This window comes from Bradyrhizobium sp. SPXBL-04 (genome assembly GCF_051853035.1).
GTDB lineage: Bacteria > Pseudomonadota > Alphaproteobacteria > Rhizobiales > Xanthobacteraceae > Bradyrhizobium > Bradyrhizobium zhanjiangense.
This window is the reverse complement of record NZ_CP182472.1, coordinates 6146549-6166565: the sequence shown is the minus strand read 5'-3', so window position 1 is coordinate 6166565 and position 20017 is coordinate 6146549. Positions and strand designations below refer to the sequence as shown.

Sequence of the window (20017 nt, the reverse complement as noted above, 5' to 3'; positions counted from 1 at the left end):
CGCGGGCGCCACCGCGGTCAACCGGAGCCGGGGTAGGCGAGCTTGCATCCGCCTGTGCTGCGATTGCATGGCGCGCGCGAAGTTCGGCGCATGGCAGCAGATCGCCAAGAAAAAGGGGCGACTAGACCGCCCCGAGAAAGACCGCGCGCAAGCGCGCGGGCGCAGACATATCTTCTCGTCCGGCCTCGTCCAATCCGGCCGCGCCCCCGCGACGCGGCGGATTGAACGTCGGCCGCAAAGGCCGGACCGTCGATCGATCTCAGCTTTCGTTCGCTGCGATCGATTCCATCAGCGAGACGAGCTGACGCTGCACCGTCTGATCCTTGATCTTGCTGTAGGCGCGCAGCAGCCGGAGGCTGAAGGCGCTGTCGAGGAAGAGCAGGCTCTCCACTTCGCGCGCCTTGTTGTCGCCGTCATAGAAGAAGGTCACGGGCACATCGAGGGCGGAGGCGATCTGCTGAAGCCTGGCCGCGCCGACGCGATTGACGCCCTTCTCGTATTTCTGCACCTGCTGGAAGCTGACGCCCAGCTTCTCGCCCAGCTCGGCCTGCGAGATCTTCATTTCGACTCGCCGCAAACGGATCCGCTTGCCAAGCTCAATGTCCGGCTTGCCGGCACTGCGCTGCTTCATTCTCTTCGCCGCTGCTTTCATACTTCTCACCGTTGTTCTTCGGTTGAAAATCCCCCGAAGAGCTGGGTCAGGGGTTCGCCCATATACGAGTCCTTGAATTCATGCGGATGCACGAACTCCTCCTTAAACCACGGGAAGCGAGCCGGATTGAAAGCCTCGATCAGCCAGTCAATCATGTGCCGCACGCGCGGAATCCGTCCGCTACCGGGATGGTAGGACAGCCAGATATCCAGCGGTCGGTTCAGCTCGACCTCCAGTGGAATCAACTTCCCGCCAAGCGCAATGGCGTAGCTCGGGAATACGCCGATTCCGGCGCCATTCGCGACCGCCCAGTAGTTGGCGCTCGAGACGTTGGTTTTCATGACCAGAAGGTCACGTTCCGAAACGCCCGGGAAGAAGCTCTCGAAAGATTCCTTGGCGGCGAGCTGGTCGGCGAATTGCAGCACCAGGCGATGCTTGATCAATTCCGCTGCCGAGCGCGGCGCGCCATGTTTTGCGATGTATTTCTCTGAGGCCCAGAACATCAGATGCATGCGGCCGAGCCGCACCAGCTTGACGTCGAGCGCCGAGGGACGTGACAGATGGATAGCGACGTCGGCCTCGTGGCGGGAGACGTCGGCCGAGCGCATCGCGCAATGCAGGTCGACCAGGATCTTCGGATAGGCTTGCTGGAATTCGACCAGCCGCGGGGCAAGCCAGAACGTCCCAAGTCCCTCGGTGACGGCGACGCGGACTTCGCCGGACAGGGCGTTGACCGTCGAATCGCTGGTCCGCATCACGTCGAAGGCCGCCGCCTCCATGCGCTCGACGGCAGAGACCACGATCGCGCCTTCATCGGTCAGATGGGTGCCGTGGACGTCGCGGGTGAACAGGGTGGTGCCGGTCTGACGCTCGAAATCATCGATCCGGCGACGGACGGCGTTGATCGACAGGGACAGACGTTCGGCCGCCGAGCGGAAACTTCCACATCGGACGACTTCCAGGAATATGCGGGCCGCGTCCCAATCGGAGAGGCCGCTGATATTTATCTTCGGGCGTTCTTCCAACGGAACGCCCCTTTCCGCCAAGGAGTGCATACAATTCCCTTTGGTTTGCTAAACTGGCAGAATCTGGCGCAAACTACAACCACGGCGGGTTGCGGGGGTGATGAGTTTTGAACGTCATCCTTACTGCGGCGCGAGCGGTATTTGAGTGCTGCCAGGGCTGGGATCGGGCAGCCTGTTGCCCGTTTGAGGGGTATCGCGTGAGTTCCGTTGCAAGCCTCGAGATGGCTGCGGGATTGTCGGCGCTGTCCGCAGTGGACATTCCTGCGCAACAGCGGTTGCCGTGGTCCCGGATGGAGCAATCGCAGCGCACGAAGCGTCTCGTCCCGAATCGCTCCGATGATTGCCAACGGCGTCGTGGCACGATGTTGGCGGGAACCGCGGTTTCATCGCAGAAACGCACTGAATTCATGTTCAGAGGCTCAGCGGCCTCGTGCTATCCTTGGTGCTTCACGGGGGCCGCAGGGGTCGTCACAGACAATTCTCGCAGGCCGAATTAACGGAAAGAACGCTTGTGTCGCATTCAGACGAACAGTTGCAGTCGGTCCTGGAAACGCTCGAAGAGTGCCGCAGGGTTCTCAATGCGAGCAACAGCCGCGACTCGGCCGAGCTGCTGTCCATGGTCATCCTCGACGTCAGGATGAAGCTCAAAGGAATTGACGATGCCGATCTCAAGGCATTGTGCGACGAAATGCTGCGGAGCGCTGCGAGCGAACCGCGGTCCCCTTCCAAGCAGACGCAGGACCAGCCCCGGCGTCCGCTGCTCCGCGTGGTGAAGTAGCCGCGCCGCCGAGTCTCGCTTTTTGGGGAGATTTGTGCGCGTCCCGATGCCGCATCTGTGATCACGGACGGCATCGGGAGGAGCCCTGGTTTCGCGCGCCTCTGTTGCGCATTCCGAGCCATCGGTTACACCAGAGCCGGTTCGGCTCCGGTCCGCGCGCTCCCCGCGCGTCGTGTCGGGCCTGAGATGGCTCCGATTGCATCATGCAAAATGTTTCGATCCCGGCGGCGCTGATTGCCGGCCTCGTCAGCTTCCTCTCGCCCTGCGTCCTGCCCTTGGTTCCGCCCTATCTGATCTACCTCACGGGGGCCACGATCGAGCATGTCGAGAGCGACGAGCCGGCCGCGGCCTCCAAGCGCGCGATCTTGATGTCGGCGCTCTTGTTCGTGCTCGGCTTCTCCACCGTGTTCGTGGCGCTCGGCGCCAGTGCCTCGCTGATCGGCGGCCTGATCCGCGCCTGGTCGGCCGAGCTGTCGATCCTCGCCGGCATCGTCATCATCATCATGGGCCTGCACTTCCTGGGACTGACGCGGATCCGCCTGTTGATGCGCGAGGGCCGGCTGCCGATCCCCAAGCCCGTCGGGCTCTGGGGCGCCTACATCATGGGGCTCGCCTTTGCGTTCGGCTGGACGCCCTGCATCGGCCCGATCCTCGCCGCCATCCTGTCGATCGCCGCGGCGGAAGCGACGGTCACCAAGGGCGCCGGCCTGCTCGCCGTCTATTCCGCGGGCCTCGGCATTCCCTTCCTCATCGCCGCCCTGATGATCGAGCAGTTCTCCGCGCTGTTCGCGCGGATGAAGGGCCAGCTCGTCAATGTCGAGCGCGCCATGGGCGTGTTGATGGTGATCACCGGCATCGGCTTCCTCACCGGCGCGGTTTCGAGTGTGAGCATCTGGCTGCTGGAGACGTTCCCGGCGTTGCAGACGATCGGCTAGAGCGGGATCGGCGAGCTGCAACGGCTCAGGACCGCCCGGGTCTTTTCACGAAGCCGGCGCCCGTTCCGGGAACGGCGACTGATAGAGCCAGGCGAGATTCTCGCAGAAGCGCTCCAGGCTTGTCTCGCGTATGAGCTGATTGCGCAGCAGCGCGTGGACTCCGGCCGGATGATAGACGTGATCGCCGAGTTCCCGGGCCTGAAGCTGGACCCGCGCAGTGCGCAGCATCCGGGCATTCCTGTATTGGTCCAGCGCGTGGGCGACATCGCCGTCCGTCTCGTCGAGTTCGTCCGCGAGGCAGACGGCATCTTCCAGCGCCATGCAGGCCCCTTGCGCGAAATATTGCAGCATCGGATGCGCAGCATCGCCCAGGAGAGCGACGCGCCGGTCGATCCAGCGATCGGTCGGATCGCGATCGCAGGTCACCCAGGCCTTCCAGTCCCTTCCATGATGAATGATCGCCTTGGCGCGAGGGTGCACGTCCCGAAAACCTTCGAGCACCTCCTCGTGGGTCACGGGCCTTGCCGCAAACGCCTCGACGGGATCGTTATGGCAGGTAATTGCGAGATTGAACACCTTCCAGCCCGAGAGCGGATAGTGCACGAGATGGCACTTGGCGCCGGCCCACAATGTCGCGGCGTTCCAGCGCAGATCCTCCGGCATCTGCTCGGTCGGGATCACTGAACGATAGGTGGTGTGGCCGGCGACCCGCGGCGCGCCGTCGGCGACCATCTGCTGGCGAATGCGGGAGCGAAGTCCGTCCGCGCCAACCACGAGGCACCCGGTGACACGCTCACCAGACTTGAGCAGTGCCGTTGCCGAAGCATCGTTCTGCTCGTAGCCGATGACATCGCAATCGGACCGCAGCGTGACGTGGGGGTGCGCCTCGCAGGCGCGCACGAAGATGCCGTGAAGATCGCCGCGATGGACCACGGCATAGGGATTGCCAAAGCGTTGCCGGAAATAGCTGGTCAGATCGACGCTGGTGATCTCTTCCGCCGAGATCGCATCCATCAGCCGCAGCTGGTCGATGAAGACGGCGATCGATCGTGCGGCATCACCGAGTGCGAGTCGGTCGAAGGCGTGGAATGCGTTGGGACCAAGCTGGATGCCGGCGCCGATCTCCTGATAGCGCGGTGCGCGTTCCAGGACGGTGACGTGAAAACCCTTCCGCGCCAGCGCGATCGCGGCCGCAAGTCCGCCGATGCCGCCGCCGACAATGATGATGGGATCCTGTCGCATGTCCTCTCCTCGGTGGTTTGCTATTTTCTCGATGTCCTGGCACGCGGCGGCCTCGCCTTGCCGCGTGCCTCCGGCTGCTCGTCAAGAACGTCCTTCGGCCGCGCCGATGGGGGCACCTTGATCAATCCGGCTTCGACTTCCTGCTCGAGCCGATCGATATTCTTGTAGAGCTCGACCAGCACGCGCTTGAGCTCCGCCGCTTCCTTGGCGGACATGCTACCGGTTGCGACTTCTTCGTAATAGGCGGCGAGCGGCATGAGCCGCCCTGCCAGCTCAGCACCTTTGGGCGTCAGGACGACCTGGAGGCTGCGCTGATCGTTCTCAGGCCGGTCGCGTGTCAAGAGGCCGGTGCGGCTCATCTCCGCGACGATGCGCGACAGGGTGGACACGTCGGCCGACGTCAGTTCGGCGATCTCTCCAAGGCGCAACGGATGGCCCTGCTCTGACAGTGCGGCCAGCACGCGGTACATCGGAAGCGTCAACTTCTCGTGACGGATCACGCGCGCGAAGAGGTCGCCCATGCGAACGCCGAGCCGGGCGAGCAGATAGGGCAGCGAATTCGAAAATCGATACATGGACTTGGATCCTGGCGGGAGAACTCCGCCCGGAATAAGGGTCAACCTTCGCACGCGCAATATTTGCCTACCAATCATTTGCAAATGCAACTTTATCATTGACAAATATTTGCGCCCGGTGCTTTGCTTTGTCAACGCCAGAATTGAAGGGACGACGCCATGCAGGGAAAGATCGCGCTCGAGGAACACTTCGCGCTTCGGGAGACTGTTCAGGACAGCGCGGGCTTCGCGCCGGCCGACGACTGGCGCGAGCTGGAAGCGCGGCTGCTCGACATTCACGAACGTCGCCTCGCCGAGATGGACGGTCACGGAATCGAGATGATGCTGCTGTCGCTGAACGCGCCGGCCGTCCAGGCCATTCCCGACCGCAGCCGTGCCCTGGAGCTGTCGCGACGCGCCAACGACTTCCTCGCCGAGCAGGTCGCCAAGCGGCCGGATCGCTTCCAGGGCCTTGCAGCACTGCCGATGCAGGATCCCGACGCGGCCGCGCGCGAGCTCGATCGCAGTGTCGGCACGCTTGGATTTCGCGGGGCGCTCGTCAACGGCTTCAGCGAGCTCGCCGGCACCGATCATGCGATCTATTATGACCGCAAGGAGTTCTGGCCGTTCTGGTCGGAAGTCGAACGCCTCGGCATTCCCTTCTATCTGCACCCGCGCAATCCGCTGCCGAAAGACTCGGCGATCTATGAAGGGCATCGCTGGCTGCTGGGACCGACCTGGGCGTTTGGGCAGGAGACTGCGGTCCACGCCCTGCGCTTGATGGGCTCCGGACTGTTCGACGCGCATCCGCGGCTCCAGATCATTCTCGGTCACATGGGGGAGGGGCTGCCGTACTCGATGTGGCGGGTCGACAACCACAACAAATGGATGCGGAGCCAGAATGCCTATCCCGCGCGGCGCAAGATCGCCGACTATTTCCGGGAGAATTTCTACATCACCACGTCGGGCAACTTCCGCACCCAGACGCTGATCGACGCAATCCTGGAGATCGGTGCCGACCGCATTCTCTTCTCGGCCGACTGGCCGTTCGAGAACATCGATCATGCCGCCGACTGGTTCGACAGCGCGGCGATTTCCGAAGGCGACCGCATCAAGATCGGCCGCGACAATGCGCGTGCCCTGTTCGGGCTCGGCAAAGCAACGACCCAATCTGCCGCAGAGCAGAACGTGTCAGCAATCCCAATGGAGGAAACCCGTGAGCTTCTCGTCCGAAATCGACGTGCATGAGGAATTGTCCGGCGCTCCGATCGGCCCGTTCCACAAGCTGCTCGGCATCCTGATCACGCTCATCACGCTGTTCGACGGCTATGACACCTTCAATCCCGCCTATGTCATCCATTACGTGGTCCAGCCCTGGGGACTCCGGCCAAGCCAAGCGGGGTTTCTGGTGAGCTCGGGTCTCGTCGGCTTTCTGTTCGGGGCGATCAGTCACGGCAGCGTGGCCGACCGTTTCGGCCGGCGTGGCACACTGCTCGCAGGATTGTGGGTCGTCACCGTCTTCACATTGCTGACGGCCGTGCTGGCGAACGATTTCTGGAGCTACTGCGCTCTTCGCTTCGTCACTGGACTCGGTCTCGGCGTGCTGCTGCCGCTTGGCACGACCTTCATCAACGAGCTCGCGCCCAAGCGTGTCAGCAACACGTTTTCGCTTTGGGGCGTGACGCTGGGCTGGTCGCTCGGCGGCGTCTGCGCCGGTCTCGTCGGCGTATTCCTGACGCCGCAGCACGGCTGGCAGATCCTCTACTACGTTGGCGCGCTGTCGATCCCGCTGACTTTCGTGGCACACGCCATCCTGCCGGAAAGTCCGCAATTCCTGGCGACCCGATCGCGGGTCCCGGAGTTGCGCGCGCTGCTGGCGCGGCTGCGGCCCGAGCGGGCGGCCGTCTACCAGAATGCGACATTCGCATCGGATGACGGTACGCGGCCGCAGAGCACGATTGGAGCATTGCTGAGCCCGCGCTATCGCCGCGTTTCGCTGACCATCTGGATCACCGCGTTTCTCAGCCTGTTCGCGATCTTCGGTCTCACCGGGTGGATTCCGACGGTCATGCTCAAGCGCGGCGAGACCTTTGCGGCATCATTCGGCTTCGGTGCCTTGATGCAGGCGATGTCGTTCATCGGCGGCCTCACGCTCGCAATGCTGGCCGATCGCAATTTCTCGCTGACGCCACGTTATCTCGCGACCTGGTGGCTGACCGGCGGAATTGCCGTACTGGCGCTCGTCTTCGTCAGCGGTCATGGCGTCAATCTCGCCATCGTCGCCGTTGCGGGCTTCTGCATCATCGGCGCCCAGCACGTGCTCAACAATTTTACCGCCGGGTCATACGAGACCTGTTTCCGCGCCAGCGGCGTCGGAATGGAATTGGGCATCGGCCGGGTGGGAGCGATCCTCGGCCCCTATGTCATCGGTCTGTTGCAGCAGGCGACCGGCGGCCCCGACGCTGTGTTCTGGGCGATCGGCGGCGCGTCCATGGTCGGTGCGCTGGCGATCGGATCGCTCAGTGCTGCCGCAGCAAATCATCTGCCGCGCGCCGATATCGCACCCGCGGAGTGATGAGGCGGGCCGATCGACAATCACCGGCCGCGCCTTGACTGGCCAGCTTCACCAAAGGAGATCCGAAATGCCGACATCCACTCGTTCCGCTGCGACCGCAGGCGCGTTCGACGCCTGGGTACTTCTGTTCGCACGCGTCGCGATTGCGCCGCTGTTTCTCTACAGCGGCATCGGAAAGGTGATGGCATTTGCCACGACCGCGGGCCGGCTTCCCGGCGGCGCCGAGGGATTCGGCGCGGTGCTGGCCGCTGGCGCGATTGCAGTCGAACTCGGAGGCGGCACGGCCCTGCTGCTAGGCCTGTTTGCGCGCCCGGCGGCGGCGGTCCTGATCCCGTTCACCATCGTCGCCACGCTGATGTTTCACAATTTCTGGGCCGCTCCCGAAGCGCAGGTCGTGATGCAGACCATCAACTTCCTGAAGAATCTCGGCCTGCTGGGCGCCCTTGCGCTCATCGCCTTTTACGGGCCGGGCATCCATGCCGTGCAAGCGGCCATCAAGCCGGGCTCCAAAGGTGCTCCCGAGCTCTCGTAATTCTTAGCTACGCCGAGGAGCTGACCGCGAAGCGCGCCAGCGCCTTGCGGTCCACATGAGTGATCTTCATCGTCGATATCCTTTTCGTCCATTCAACGCGTCTCGTCCAGCACGCATGTCACCGCGCCGGAAGCCTGCTTGCCGACCGTCTCGCTCGGGTTCGGCGCGCGTGCGAATACGATGCCCTGGTGTCGAGCAGGGATACCGTCCAAAGCCGGTGGCGCCGGATTATGGTTTTGGCAAGACCATAAGGGCAGCACTTGCCCGGCGCCACGATTTTCGCATCTGCGAGCAGTCCGGGAGAAGATTTTGCGATGCAGTCGGGGCCGAGGTCAGATCATCGCGATCGCGGTCAATAGCAGACACGTGGCGTAGACAGCTGCCAGACTGAGCCCGACGATCCGGGCCTCTCGATGCGATTTCATACGGTCAACTCCAGGTCGGCGGCCGCCGTTGGGGAGCAGCCGCCCGGAGGTCGCGTCGCGATCAATCGATTTCCTGAACGACCACGCGTGAGCCCGGATCCACCAGCATCACGCGATCGCCGGAATAAACGTAGCGATACTTCGTCAGTGAGGGACCCCAATCCGTCGGAACGGCCTCAAGCTCGACGTCGGTCGGCACCGTCGCACCGACGATGATCTTTTCCTTCGTCACCACCGGACGAACGCGGTGCTCGGTGATGTAGGATTTGATCTTGGTGCGGTACTCCGGCTCGATCTGAACTGCCGCCGCATGACCGGTTCCAGTGGTGGTCACCACGGTGGACTGCGCGAACGCGCCGGTCGAAATCAGGACCGCCGCGGCGGACAGCAGGAACAGCTTTTTCATCTTATCCTCCTCACAGGAATATGCGCCGCAACAACATCTCACCATGCGCGCCGTTCCTCCCGCGTAGGAACAAATTGCTATTTTTTCCCGTTTCTGAATCGACCGGGCCCGGAAGCTCGGGAAATTGGAGGAGGAGATAATGACGCTGAGAATAGCGAGTGCAGCGCTGATGGTTGCTGCATTGTCCTTGCCGGCCTTTGCGGCCGACGAGTTCTACGTGGTCCAGGACGTGAAGACCAAGAAGTGCACCATCGTCGACAAGAAGCCGACAGACGCCTCCATGACCGTGGTCAGCCCGTCGGGCACGGTCTACAAGACGCGCACCGAGGCTGAGAGCGGCATGAAGACCGTCAAGGTCTGCACATCCAATTAGGAAGAATGTGATGCCCGTGATCCCCGTATTTATTCTCTGGGCCGTGCCAGCGATCATTGTGATCGGCAGCGGCATCTATCTGATTGGTCACATGCACTAGGCCTGTCGAGGAAGGCGAGCGGGCCTCTGCGTGCAGCGCACAGGTCCGCAAGTCTGCCGTTTCTACGAGAGCGGGAGGCCGCCTATGCGGCCCCGCACGCCAGCAGGAGTGCGAGTTGCAGTGCAACAGGTCGTGGGGGCGTCGCTCTGCGACGAAGAGTGCCTCCGGCGTGCGCGAAATGACTTCCGTCCCGCCGTCGTTTTTCATACGCTCCCCGAACGCTGGCCGTTAACCGGCTGCGCTCACGCCCCGGCGACAGGGGCGGGGCATCAATGGGAGGGGAGACGATGAAGCGAAGGTCATTTCTCGCTGGTATCGGTGCGACCACTGCGGCAGCTACGATTGGCATGCCGTCGATCCTCAGGGCGCAAGCGCCGATCACGCTGAACGGCGCGGTCCAGTTCAACGACGACCATGCCTTCAACCGCGCGCTGATCCGGTTCGAGGAGCTGGTGAAGAAGTACTACGGCAAGCCCGTCAATTTCACGCTGCACAAGAACTCCTCGCTCGGCCTCGAGAAGCAGTATTTCGAGTACATGTCGCAGGGCAAGGCGGTCGATTATGGCATCGTCTCGCCGGCCCATATGTCGACCTTCGCCAAGGCGGCCCCGTTCATCGATGCGCCCTTCGTGTTCAAGGGCATCGAGCACATGAACAAGGTCGTCGAGGCCAATATCCTGGCGCCTATCGCCGACGAGGTCGCGGCGAAGGCCGAGGTCGTTCTGATCGGTTATGCCGGCGGTGGCATCCGCAACATCTTCGCGAACAAGCCGCTCAGGAATCTCGCCGATCTTAGGGGTCTCAAGGTTCGCGTGCAGGGGGCGCCGATCTGGTCGAAGACCTTCGCGGCAGTCGGCATGAGCCCGACGGTGATCGCCTATAACGAGATCTACAACGCGATCCAGAACGGGGTGATTTCGGCCGGCGAAAACGAGGCGGCCGGCGTCGAGGCGATGAAGTTCTACGAAGTGGCCCCGCATCTCAACCTGACCCAGCACGCCGTGTCGATCCGGCCGATCTGCTTCTCGGTGAAGACGCTGAAGACCTTGCCGAAGGATTTGCAGGACGCGATCATGAAGGCCGGCAAGGAGGCAGGCGACTACGGCCGTCAGCTCGAGTCGAGCGAAGAGGTGGTCAAGCTCGACACGCTCGAGAAAGCCGGCAAGCTCAAGCGCGTTCCCTTCGAGGAGCGGGACGCCATGAAGAAGCTCGCCGATCCCGTGATGGCCACCTACGCCAAGGAAATTGGCGCGGAAGGCATTTTCGAGAAGATCAACGTCGTCTGAGGTCGTTGCGTCCGCCGACAATAGTCCGGGCAGGTCCCGCTTCTTGCCCGGAAGGCGGATGAGCTGCCGCACGGAGCCCCAATGTCTGAAACGCCGGTCTTGTCCACACGGTCGCTGTGGCGTCGCGTCACCGCGGCCTATGCGAAGTTGCTGGAGTTGTTGCTGGCCGCCTGTGTCGGCGTCCTGATTGTTCCGGTCACGCTGCAAATCATCTCGCGCTACACGCCCTTCATTCCCTCCTACATCTGGACGGAGGAAATGGCGCGGTTCCTGTTCATCTGGACGATCATGATCGGCGCCATGGTCGGTGTGCGCGAAGCGCAGCATTTCGAGGTCGACGTGTGGCCGAATCTGTCGCGACGATCGGAGGCCGCGGTGCGGATCCTCGCGCGTCTCGGCGTACTGGCACTGGCGCTGGTGTTCGTATCGGCCGGCATGGAGTTCACCCGCTTTGGCTGGAACAGAACTTCGGAGCTGGCCGATCTGCCGCTTTGGCTGATTCACGTTGCCTGGCCTGTGACCGGCGCGACGTGGATCGTCTTTGCGGGTGAGCAGATCGTTGATGAGATGCGCGTTCTGGTTGGGGCAGGGCGATGAGCGGCAATGTGCTCTCTGCCGGACAAGCCGCGATGGTGCTGTTCGGGGTTTTCATCGGCCTGCTCATCGTGCGCGTGCCGGTCGCTTTCGCGCTCGGCCTTGCCTGCGTGCCGATCCTGCTGATCGAGCCGCGTCTGTCGCTGATGACGCTCGCGCAGGAGACCTTCAATGCATACAATTCATTCATCCTGCTGGCGGTGCCGTTCTTCCTGCTGACGGCGAACCTGATGAGCATCGGCGGCATCACCGACCGCCTGGTGGCACTGTCGCGCTCGATGGTCGGGCACTGGCCGGGATCGCTGGCGCAGATCAACGTCGTGCTGTCGGTGTTCTTTGCGGGCATCTCAGGCTCCTCCACGGCCGATGCGGCGAGCCAGTCCAAGATCTTCATCGATGCGCAGACCAAGGAGGGCTACGATCTCTCATTTTCGATCGCCATCACGGCGGTGTCGGCAGTGCTAGCGGTCATCATCCCGCCGTCGATCCTCATGATCGTGTGGGGCGGGCTGATCTCGACCTCGATTGCGGCGATGTATCTGGCCGGCATCGTGCCGGGCCTGCTGATCGCCGGCGCGCAGATGGCGACGGTGCACGTCTATGCGGTGCGCCGCGGCTACCCGACCTATCCGAAGGCGACCTGGGTCGAGATGCGATGCGCCATTTGGCAGTCGTTACCGGCGCTGATGACGCCGCTCATCATCGTTGGCGGCATTCTGCTCGGGTGGTTCACCGCGACCGAGTCCGCCTGCGTCGCGGTGCTCTATTCTATCGCGCTCTCGGCGTTCTTCTACCGCGAGACAGGTCCACGCGAATTGTACAAGGCCTTACTCGACACCGGGCGCCTTGCCGGCGTGGCGCTGTTTTGTGTCGGCACCGCAAGTGCGTTTGGCTGGCTGCTCGCCTACTACAGGATTCCGCAGGAGCTGCTGGCCAATGTCTCGACATGGGGCATGGGCGCCGTCACCGCCGGCTTCTTCATTTCCTTCTGCTTTCTGGTGGTGGGCTGCTTCCTCGACGCCATCCCGGCCATCATCATCGTCGGCACGGTGCTGGAGCCGCTGGCAAAGTCCGTCGATCTCCATCCGGTTCAGTTCGCGATCATTTCCATCGTATCGCTGGCCTTCGGACTGGTGACGCCCCCCTATGGCTTATGTCTGATGATCGCCTGTTCGATCGCCGGTGTACGGCTGCGCTATGCTCTGAAGGACACGGTGATCATGCTGGTTCCGATGCTGCTCGTGCTGGCGGCAGTCATCATTTGGCCAAGCGTGTCGCTGTTCCTGCCACGCCTGATCGTGCCAGAGATGCTCAGATGAGCGTCTGCAAATTAGCTTCTGAGAGTAAAGTCCCGCGGCCGACGGCCGCGGGATCGATTCAATGGTTACAGATTGCTCTCGGTGATCGCGGCGTAGACCATGCTCCGCAGCTCGCGCCGGATCGGGTAGGCGCTCGACGGCAACACCTGCGTCATGAAGATGGTGATCAGCTCTTCGGCCGGATCGATCCAGAACGAGGTCGTGGCCGCGCCGCCCCAATTATATTCGCCGGGGCTCCCGGCGATCAGCGTTTCCGCCGGGCGCATCGTCACGGCGAAACCGAGACCGAAGCCGATGCCGTTATAGGCGGCTTCCGAGAACAGCGAGCGTGACACCTCGGGCAGGAATCGTCCGCCCGGGATGTGATTGGTGGTCATCAGCGCCAGCGTCTTCGGCCCGATCAGCCTGACGCCGCCAAGCTCGCCGCCGTTGAGCAGCGCGCGGCAGAAGGTGAGATAATCGGCGACCGTCGAGCACAGTCCGCCGCCGCCGGAGATGAAGGAGGGCGGCGACAGGAACGAGCTGGTTGCCGGATCGTCCTGAAGCGTCAGGCCCTCGCGCCGCTGGCCGGCATGGAAGGTCATGCCGCCGCCGGGGTCTGCCGAGTAGCAGGCGGCGAAACGATGGGCCTTCGAGGCCGGCACGTGGAAATCGGTGTCGCTCATGCCGAGCGGATCGAGGATGCGTGCCTTCAGAAACTGTTCGAACGGCATGCCTGAGATCTTGCCAACGAGATAGCCGAGCACGTCGGTCGCGACCGAGTAGTTCCAGGCCTCGCCCGGCGAGAACTCCAGCGGGATCTTTGCCAGGCCCTCGATCATGGTCTGGAGCGTGCCAGACTTCTCGACCTCGCCGATCTTCTCGGCGCGATAGGCGGCATCGACATTGGAGCGCTGCTGGAAGCCATAGGTGAGGCCGGAGGTATGACGCAGGAGGTCGACGATCAGCATCGGCCGGGACGGCGGCCGGGTCAGGAAGGCCGGATAGGTGCCGGCGACGAAGACGCCGAGATCCTTCCATTCCGGAATGTATTTGGCGACGGGCTCGTCGATCGCGACGAGGCCCGCCTCGACCAGCATCATGAAGGCGACGCTGGTGAGCGGCTTGGTCATGGAATAGATGCGGTAGATGGTGTCATCCTTGACCGGCACCTTGCGCTCGACGTCGGCAAGGCCCTGAACCGAGCTGTATGCGACCTTGCCACGGCGGAAGACGAGAAGATGCGCGCCGGGGAACCGGCCGGCATCGATGTACCGGCTCTTCACATGCGCATCGACGCGGTCGAGTGCAGTCTTGGACATGCCGACGGATTCGGGCGAGGCAGGGGTGGGCGCGAGCATCAGTTCCTCCGGGGCAGTTTTGTCTGTCAGTTGATAGCCGAAATGCCGGCCTCATTCCAAGGGCGGCGCGCTTAACGGGAGCAGGCCTGCTGGTGTAGGCTGCAGCCTGGAACGCCTCCAGGGAGCCCCAAGGGGGCCTCTCATGGGGCCAACGAGAAAAACCCAGGGCAAAACGTACCATGACCCAGTTCAACGAGACCGAACTCACCGAAGCCGTCGTCAAGAGCTTCGACAGCACACCGAACCCGCGTGCGAAATTCCTGCTCCAGGAATTGGTGAAGTCGCTGCACGATTACGTGAGCAAGACCGATCTCACCTTCGCGGAATGGGAATATGCCATCGACTTCCTGACCCGCACCGGCCAGAAGTGCACCGACACCCGCCAGGAGTTCATTCTCTTGTCCGACGTGCTCGGCGTCTCCATGCTGGTCGATGCCGTCAACCATCGTGACCGCGAGGGCGCGACGGAGACCACCGTGCTCGGTCCGTTCTATGTCGGCGAGCACAAGGTCACCGCGCACGGCACCGATATCTCCCCGAACAACCAGACCGGCGAGCGGATGTTCGTGCAGAGCCGAGTCACGGATCTGAAGGGCAAGCCGCTCGCGAACGTCCCCGTCGACGTCTGGCATGCCGATGATGACGGCTTCTACGATTCACAAAAGGCCAACTATGACGAGGTCGGCGCCTCGGCGCGGGCGCGCTTCATCACCGACGATGACGGCCGCTTCTTCTTCCGCACCATCCTGCCGTGCAGCTACCCAATTCCGACCGACGGCCCGGTCGGCGAGATGATTGCGCAGACTAAGCGTCATCCGATGCGCCCGGCGCATGTGCATTTCCTGGTCAATGCGAAGGGTTATGAGCCGCTGATCACCCATGTTTTCATGGACGGCGACAAATATCTGGATACCGACGTCGTGTTCGGCGTGAAAGACGACCTCATCGCCAAGGTCGAGCCGCGCAACGATCCGGCAATGCCCGACGGCAGTAAGGCGAATGGGAAGTGGCACCTGATGAGCTACGAATTCCACCTTAAGCCCGGCGGCGGCATGGCGCCGAAGCCGCTGGGGACGAAGGCGGCCCAGCCGGCCTGACGCCTAAAAGCGCGATGAGAATAGGATGAATCGTCATCGCGCTTTAGGTTATTGTTTGAGCATGATCTTTTCGGAAAACCGCTGCACACTTTGCGCTAACGCGGCCCTTCGGGGTCCGGATCATGCTCTAACGCGCGTGCAGCAGTGCCAGCAGCACGACGACCGCGCAGGCGAGCGCCGCCGAGGTCAATTTCCAGAACATCAGCGGGCTGCGCTCCAACAGGGGCGTGATCCGCGTGTTGAGATAGGCCGGATTGGGCGTGCGAAGCTCGAAGACGAATTCGGACAGATCCTCGTGCCGCTTGTACGGATCGGGATGCAGCGCGCGCCTGAGCGCGCCGTCGACCCAGGCCGGCACGTTGCGATCGTCGTCGGCTGGGCGATACTGAAGTCTCCGCACGTCCGCCTTGCGCCGGATCTTGGCGACCTGAGTGCCATAGGGAAGCTTTCCGGTCAGCATCTGGTAGCAGATCACGGCCAGCGAAAACATGTCGGAGCGCGGCGAGCCGCCCTGCCCAAGAAAATATTCCGGCGCCGTATATTGGACCGTGCCCAGGATTTCGTCGGCCTCGTCCGGCGGCGCGGCTTCCGCGACGCCGGCGACCCTGACTGACCCAAAGTCGATGATCTTCGCGGTGCCGGTCTTGTCGATCAGGACGTTGTCCGGCCTGAGGTCCTGATGCAGCATCTCCATGCGGTGGAAGGCGCGCAGGCCGGCGGCGATCTGCTCGATGAGGCCACGGACGGCTTCGAGATCGGCGCGCGGGTTGTCGGTCATCCACTGCTTCAGGGTCTGGCCTTCGACGAATTCGGTCGCAACGTAGAGGTAGCTGCGCCGTCTGGACTGTGACATCGGCTTCAGCACGTGCGGGCTGTCGATCCGGCGCGCGATCCATTCCTCCATCAGGAAGCGCTTGAGATAGGCAGCATTGTCGCGCAGGTCGACTGATGGCAGCTTGAGCGCGACCGGCTCCTCGGTCTCGGTGTCGACGGCAAGGTAGATATGACTGCGGCTGCTGCCGTGGATCTCGCGGACGATCCGGTAGCCGTCGAAGATCGCCCGCGGCTCCGGCAGCGGGGGCAGCGGCAGTTGTGAGGTCTGATTGATGATGCCGGACGGCTCACGCTGGGGCACTGCGTCAATCCGGAGAATCTGGACCGTGATGTTGTCATCGCTGCCGCGCCGGTAGGCTTCCTCGACGATGGCCTTCGCCGCCCCGTCGAGCTCGCCTGCATACTCGTTCAGTGCACTGGTGACGAAGCGCGCGTCGACGAATTCGTAGGCGCCGTCGGTCGCCAGCAGAAAGATGTCGCCCGCTTCGATCTCGAAGGCCTGATAGTCGATCTCGAGCTGCGGGTTGATGCCGAGCGCGCGGCCGAGATAGGTCTGCTCCGACGACACGATGATACGGTGATCGTCGGTCAGCTGCTCGAGCGCCTTGCCGGCGACGCGGTAGATGCGACAATCGCCGACATGGAAGATGTGCGCGGTGGTCGCCTTGATGACCATGGCGCTCAGCGTGCAGACATAGCCCTTGTCGCGGTCATAGGCATATTGGCTCTTGCGCGTCTGCGCATGCAGCCAGGAATTGGTGGCGTCCAGCACGCGGCGGGCGGAGGTCTTCACCGTCCAGGATTCCGACGTGCAGTAATAGTCCATCAGGAAGCTCTTGACCGCCGACTCGCTGGCGATCTGGCTCACCGTGCTGCTCGAGATGCCGTCGGCGAGGACGGCGGAAATGCCCTTCAGGCTGAGCAGCGGCTCTTCCGGAATCAGGACGCCGTGAAAATCCTGGTTGATGGGCTTGCGACCCTTGTCGGAATGCTGGCCGACCGAAATCAGGAGACCGGGGGTCATCGTCATCACCAGGAGAGGGGAGCCTCACCCTGAGCGGGTGAGGCTCCCCTGTCGAGTCGCTTTGATCAGGCCGCGACGCGGGGCTTTACGGCCTTGTCGGCCTGGCGCTTCGGCAGGGTCATGACGTGGGTGGCATAGAGGGTCATGCCGGTGAAGGCGAGGCCGCCGACGAGATTGCCGAGCACGGTCGGGATCTCGTTCCAGATCAGATAGTCCAGGATCGAGAATTTTGCGCCGAGCAGCAGCCCGGACGGGAACAGGAACATGTTCACGACGGAATGCTCGAACACCATGTAGAAGAACACCAGGATCGGCATCCACATCGCGATGACCTTGCCCGGGACCGAGGTCGAGATCATGGCGCCGACGACGCCGGTCGAGACCATCCAGTTGCAGAGCATGCCGCGCATGAACAGCGTTGCCATGCCGGCCGCACCATGCGCGGCGTAGCCGAGCGTCCGGCTTTCGCCGATGATGCCGATGGCGGCACCGACCTTGTCGGGGGCTTGCGTGAAGCCGAACGTCGTCACGAAGGCCATCATGAAGGCCACGGTGAAGGCGCCGGCGAAATTGCCGACGAAGACCAGGCCCCAGTTGCGGAGCACACCGCCAAGAGTGACGCCCGGGCGCTTGTCGATCAGCGCAAGCGGTGAGAGCACGAATACGCCGGTCAGGAGGTCGAAGCCCAGCAGATAGAGCATGACGAATCCGACCGGAAACAGCAGCGCACCGAGCAGCGGCTGGCCCGTGTTCACGTTGATCGTGACGGCGAACCATGCGGCGAGCGTGAGGATTGCGCCGGCCATGTAGGCGCGGATGATGGTATCCCGGGTGGACATGAAGATCTTGGATTCGCCTGCATCCACCATCTTGGTGACGAATTCCGAAGGCGCGAGATACGACATCAATGGTTCCTTTTGCTTCGTAAGTGAGATCGACACACCCTCTTGGAGAGCGCGGCTGAACGTCTTGGACCGTGCGGGCCGGCCTGCCGCGCACGAGGGCTATGGAGATTGGAAGCCTTGGGAATCGCGTCACGACGGCCTAGAGGGCCGCGAAGCAGTTGAGCTTCCGGAATGCAGCCGCCAGAGGCTGCAACAATGCGGCAAGCCGCAGTCTTCGTTGACGCTTAGGGATAAGCAAGTTGCGTGCCGTCTGGGTGCGTGAGGAAAATGGAAGCAACATCAATGCGATGGGCCGTGTCCTGATTCTCTCCCACCGTGCCGCCGGCCTTGTGCTTGAGCTGTTGCACAAACTTTGTGCGACGCACAAGGATTGAGCAGTCCGCAAGTTTCACATGCGGGGCGATCCTGCGGCAGCCTGTCGCAACCTCCATAACATATTGATTATTCGATTGTTTCTTGGTCGTCGGGCTTGGCATGAAGCTTGAATAGTTCCAGTCCGACGCCATTGAAGCCGTCCCGCGAGACTTCTCATCCGATTTGCTGACGCCACCAGACGGGGGTCTCCCCCGTCGTGCGTTCGCACGCGCCAAAGATGGCGCCACCGGACGGACGGGCTGCTCGTGTGCACTGACGCCAATCAATTCTGCAACGACGCAAAGGACGACACTGCCTATGACGAAGCGCACCCGCCGGCCCTCGGATAATGGGCTCAGCCGCCGCCAATTGTTGAAGGCCGCAGGCTCTACCGCCGCACTCCTCGCCGCCGCAAAGCTGAATTTCCCCGCTGGCGCCTTCGCGCAGGAGGCGGGCCCCGAGGTCAAGGGCGCCAAGCTCGGCTTCATCGCGCTCAGCGACGCCGGCCCGCTCTTCGTCGCCAAGGACAAGGGCCTGTTCGCCAAGTACGGCATGCCCGACACCGACGTACAGAAGCAGGCCTCTTGGGGCACCACGCGCGACAACCTCGTGCTCGGCTCCGAAGGCAACGGCATCGACGGCGCGCATATCCTCACCCCGATGCCGTATCTGATCTCGGCCGGCAAGGTGACGCAGAACAACCAGCCGACGCCGATGTACATCCTGGCCCGGCTCAATCTCGACAGTCAGTGCATCTCCGTCGCCAACGAATATGCCGATCTCAAGCTCGGCGTCGATGCATCGCCCTTCAAGGCGGCGCTGGAGAAGAAGAAGGCGTCCGGCAAGGCCGTGAAGGCGGCGATGACCTTCCCCGGCGGCACCCACGACCTCTGGATCCGCTACTGGCTCGCCGCCGGCGGCATCGACCCCGACAAGGACATCGAGACCATCGTGGTGCCGCCGCCGCAGATGGTGGCGAACATGAAGGTCGGCACCATGGACTGCTTCTGCGTCGGCGAGCCATGGAACCTGCAGCTCATCCACCAGAAGATTGGCTATACCGCTGTCACCACCGGCGAGCTCTGGAACAAGCATCCCGAAAAATCCTTCGGCATGCGCGCGGCCTTCGTCGACAAATATCCGAAGGCGGCAAAGGCGCTGCTGATGGCCGTGATGGAAGCCCAGCAGTGGTCGGACAAGGCCGAGAACAAGGCCGAGCTCGCCGCCATCATGGGCAAGCGGCAGTGGATGAATTGCCCGGTCGAGGACGTGCTCGACCGCACCGCCGGCAAGTTCGACTACGGCATCCCCGGCAAGGTGGTCGAGAATTCCCCACACATCATGAAGTACTGGCGCGACTTCGCCTCTTACCCGTTCCAGAGCCACGATCTCTGGTTCCTCACCGAGGACATCCGCTGGGGCAAATACGAGGCGAATTTCGACACCAAGGCGCTGGTCGCCAAGGTCAACCGCGAGGACCTGTGGCGCGACGCGGCCAAGACGCTCGGCGTCGCGGCCTCCGAGATCCCGGCCTCCACCTCGCGCGGCAAGGAGACTTTCTTCGACGGCAAGGTGTTCGATCCGGAAAATCCGGCTGCCTATCTGAAGTCGCTCGCGATCAAGCGTGTCGAAGTCTGATGGAGCCAGCGGCCGCCTTCGGGCGGCCG

20 protein-coding genes are annotated in these 20017 nt (G+C 62.9%); 11 read left to right on the top strand and 9 right to left on the bottom strand.

Annotated elements, in window-relative coordinates:
• Positions 1-259 precede the first annotated feature (259 nt).
• Together ACNJX8_RS29220 and ACNJX8_RS29215 are read right to left on the bottom strand one after the other, a co-directional pair.
• Complete coding sequence (locus ACNJX8_RS29220) at positions 260-631, bottom strand: helix-turn-helix domain-containing protein (protein WP_020608151.1); 372 nt, start codon at positions 629-631, stop codon at positions 260-262.
• Between the two features lie 26 nt (positions 632-657).
• The gene (locus tag ACNJX8_RS29215; RefSeq protein WP_091892753.1) at positions 658-1707 is read right to left on the bottom strand and encodes a LysR family transcriptional regulator; all 1050 of its coding nucleotides are present in this window, start codon (positions 1705-1707) and stop codon (positions 658-660) included.
• A gap of 481 nt (positions 1708-2188) precedes the next feature.
• On the opposite strand from ACNJX8_RS29215, the gene ACNJX8_RS29210 reads away from it, so the two are divergent.
• Together ACNJX8_RS29210 and ACNJX8_RS29205 are read left to right on the top strand one after the other, a co-directional pair.
• On the top strand, positions 2189-2455 hold the full coding sequence (locus tag ACNJX8_RS29210; protein ID WP_091892755.1) for a hypothetical protein: 267 nt from the start codon (positions 2189-2191) through the stop codon (positions 2453-2455).
• Between the two features lie 203 nt (positions 2456-2658).
• Positions 2659-3390 (top strand): cytochrome c biogenesis CcdA family protein, encoded by a 732-nt coding sequence (locus ACNJX8_RS29205; protein ID WP_439357602.1) that lies wholly within the window; start codon positions 2659-2661, stop codon positions 3388-3390.
• Positions 3391-3435: 45 nt separating this feature from the next.
• On the opposite strand, the gene ACNJX8_RS29200 is transcribed toward ACNJX8_RS29205, so the two are convergent.
• Both ACNJX8_RS29200 and ACNJX8_RS29195 read right to left on the bottom strand, forming a co-directional pair.
• A complete protein-coding gene (locus tag ACNJX8_RS29200; protein WP_439357601.1) occupies positions 3436-4632 on the bottom strand; it encodes a 3-hydroxybenzoate 6-monooxygenase in 1197 nt (398 codons plus the stop codon).
• A gap of 20 nt (positions 4633-4652) precedes the next feature.
• A complete protein-coding gene (locus ACNJX8_RS29195; RefSeq protein ID WP_164934641.1) occupies positions 4653-5207 on the bottom strand; it encodes a MarR family winged helix-turn-helix transcriptional regulator in 555 nt (184 codons plus the stop codon).
• Positions 5208-5366: 159 nt separating this feature from the next.
• On the opposite strand from ACNJX8_RS29195, the gene ACNJX8_RS29190 reads away from it, so the two are divergent.
• From ACNJX8_RS29190 to ACNJX8_RS29180, 3 genes are all read left to right on the top strand, one after another.
• Complete coding sequence (locus ACNJX8_RS29190; protein WP_439357600.1) at positions 5367-6434, top strand: amidohydrolase family protein; 1068 nt, start codon at positions 5367-5369, stop codon at positions 6432-6434.
• Positions 6403-7761 (top strand): MFS transporter, encoded by a 1359-nt coding sequence (locus tag ACNJX8_RS29185; RefSeq protein ID WP_439357599.1) that lies wholly within the window; start codon positions 6403-6405, stop codon positions 7759-7761. Before ACNJX8_RS29190 ends, ACNJX8_RS29185 begins: the two co-directional genes overlap by 32 nt.
• Positions 7762-7828: 67 nt before the next feature.
• Positions 7829-8293, top strand: a complete 465-nt coding sequence (locus ACNJX8_RS29180; protein WP_128935182.1) for a DoxX family protein — start codon at positions 7829-7831, stop codon at positions 8291-8293.
• A 486-nt stretch (positions 8294-8779) separates the two neighbouring features.
• Here the strand turns inward: ACNJX8_RS29180 and ACNJX8_RS29175 are convergent, their stop codons facing one another.
• A complete protein-coding gene (locus ACNJX8_RS29175; protein WP_128935180.1) occupies positions 8780-9124 on the bottom strand; it encodes a DUF1236 domain-containing protein in 345 nt (114 codons plus the stop codon).
• Between the two features lie 139 nt (positions 9125-9263).
• On the opposite strand from ACNJX8_RS29175, the gene ACNJX8_RS29170 reads away from it, so the two are divergent.
• The 4 genes from ACNJX8_RS29170 (at position 9264) to ACNJX8_RS29155 (ending at position 12796) form a co-directional block, all read left to right on the top strand.
• Positions 9264-9497, top strand: a complete 234-nt coding sequence (locus ACNJX8_RS29170; RefSeq protein ID WP_128935179.1) for a hypothetical protein — start codon at positions 9264-9266, stop codon at positions 9495-9497.
• A 387-nt stretch (positions 9498-9884) separates the two neighbouring features.
• A complete protein-coding gene (locus ACNJX8_RS29165; protein WP_249760419.1) occupies positions 9885-10883 on the top strand; it encodes a TRAP transporter substrate-binding protein in 999 nt (332 codons plus the stop codon).
• Positions 10884-10964: 81 nt separating this feature from the next.
• Positions 10965-11480, top strand: a complete 516-nt coding sequence (locus ACNJX8_RS29160; RefSeq protein ID WP_439357598.1) for a TRAP transporter small permease — start codon at positions 10965-10967, stop codon at positions 11478-11480.
• A complete protein-coding gene (locus ACNJX8_RS29155; protein ID WP_091892777.1) occupies positions 11477-12796 on the top strand; it encodes a TRAP transporter large permease in 1320 nt (439 codons plus the stop codon). Before ACNJX8_RS29160 ends, ACNJX8_RS29155 begins: the two co-directional genes overlap by 4 nt.
• Before the next feature lie 65 nt (positions 12797-12861).
• On the opposite strand, the gene ACNJX8_RS29150 is transcribed toward ACNJX8_RS29155, so the two are convergent.
• Complete coding sequence (locus tag ACNJX8_RS29150) at positions 12862-14136, bottom strand: serine hydrolase domain-containing protein (RefSeq protein ID WP_128939657.1); 1275 nt, start codon at positions 14134-14136, stop codon at positions 12862-12864.
• A gap of 179 nt (positions 14137-14315) precedes the next feature.
• On the opposite strand from ACNJX8_RS29150, the gene ACNJX8_RS29145 reads away from it, so the two are divergent.
• The gene (locus ACNJX8_RS29145; RefSeq protein WP_439357597.1) at positions 14316-15233 is read left to right on the top strand and encodes an intradiol ring-cleavage dioxygenase; all 918 of its coding nucleotides are present in this window, start codon (positions 14316-14318) and stop codon (positions 15231-15233) included.
• A gap of 127 nt (positions 15234-15360) precedes the next feature.
• Here ACNJX8_RS29145 and ACNJX8_RS29140 read toward each other — a convergent pair whose 3' ends face one another.
• The 3 genes from ACNJX8_RS29140 to ACNJX8_RS29130 form a co-directional block, all read right to left on the bottom strand.
• Positions 15361-17097: a protein kinase domain-containing protein gene (locus ACNJX8_RS29140; RefSeq protein ID WP_439361998.1), complete on the bottom strand. Its 1737-nt coding sequence runs from the start codon at positions 17095-17097 to the stop codon at positions 15361-15363.
• A 59-nt stretch (positions 17098-17156) separates the two neighbouring features.
• The gene (locus tag ACNJX8_RS29135; protein ID WP_128935173.1) at positions 17157-17996 is read right to left on the bottom strand and encodes a formate/nitrite transporter family protein; all 840 of its coding nucleotides are present in this window, start codon (positions 17994-17996) and stop codon (positions 17157-17159) included.
• Between the two features lie 224 nt (positions 17997-18220).
• Positions 18221-18502, bottom strand: a complete 282-nt coding sequence (locus ACNJX8_RS29130) for a hypothetical protein (RefSeq protein ID WP_439357596.1) — start codon at positions 18500-18502, stop codon at positions 18221-18223.
• Between the two features lie 166 nt (positions 18503-18668).
• On the opposite strand from ACNJX8_RS29130, the gene ACNJX8_RS29125 reads away from it, so the two are divergent.
• Positions 18669-19988, top strand: coding sequence for a CmpA/NrtA family ABC transporter substrate-binding protein (locus ACNJX8_RS29125; RefSeq protein ID WP_128939660.1), 1320 nt, complete (start codon positions 18669-18671; stop codon positions 19986-19988).
• Positions 19989-20017: the final 29 nt, after the last annotated feature.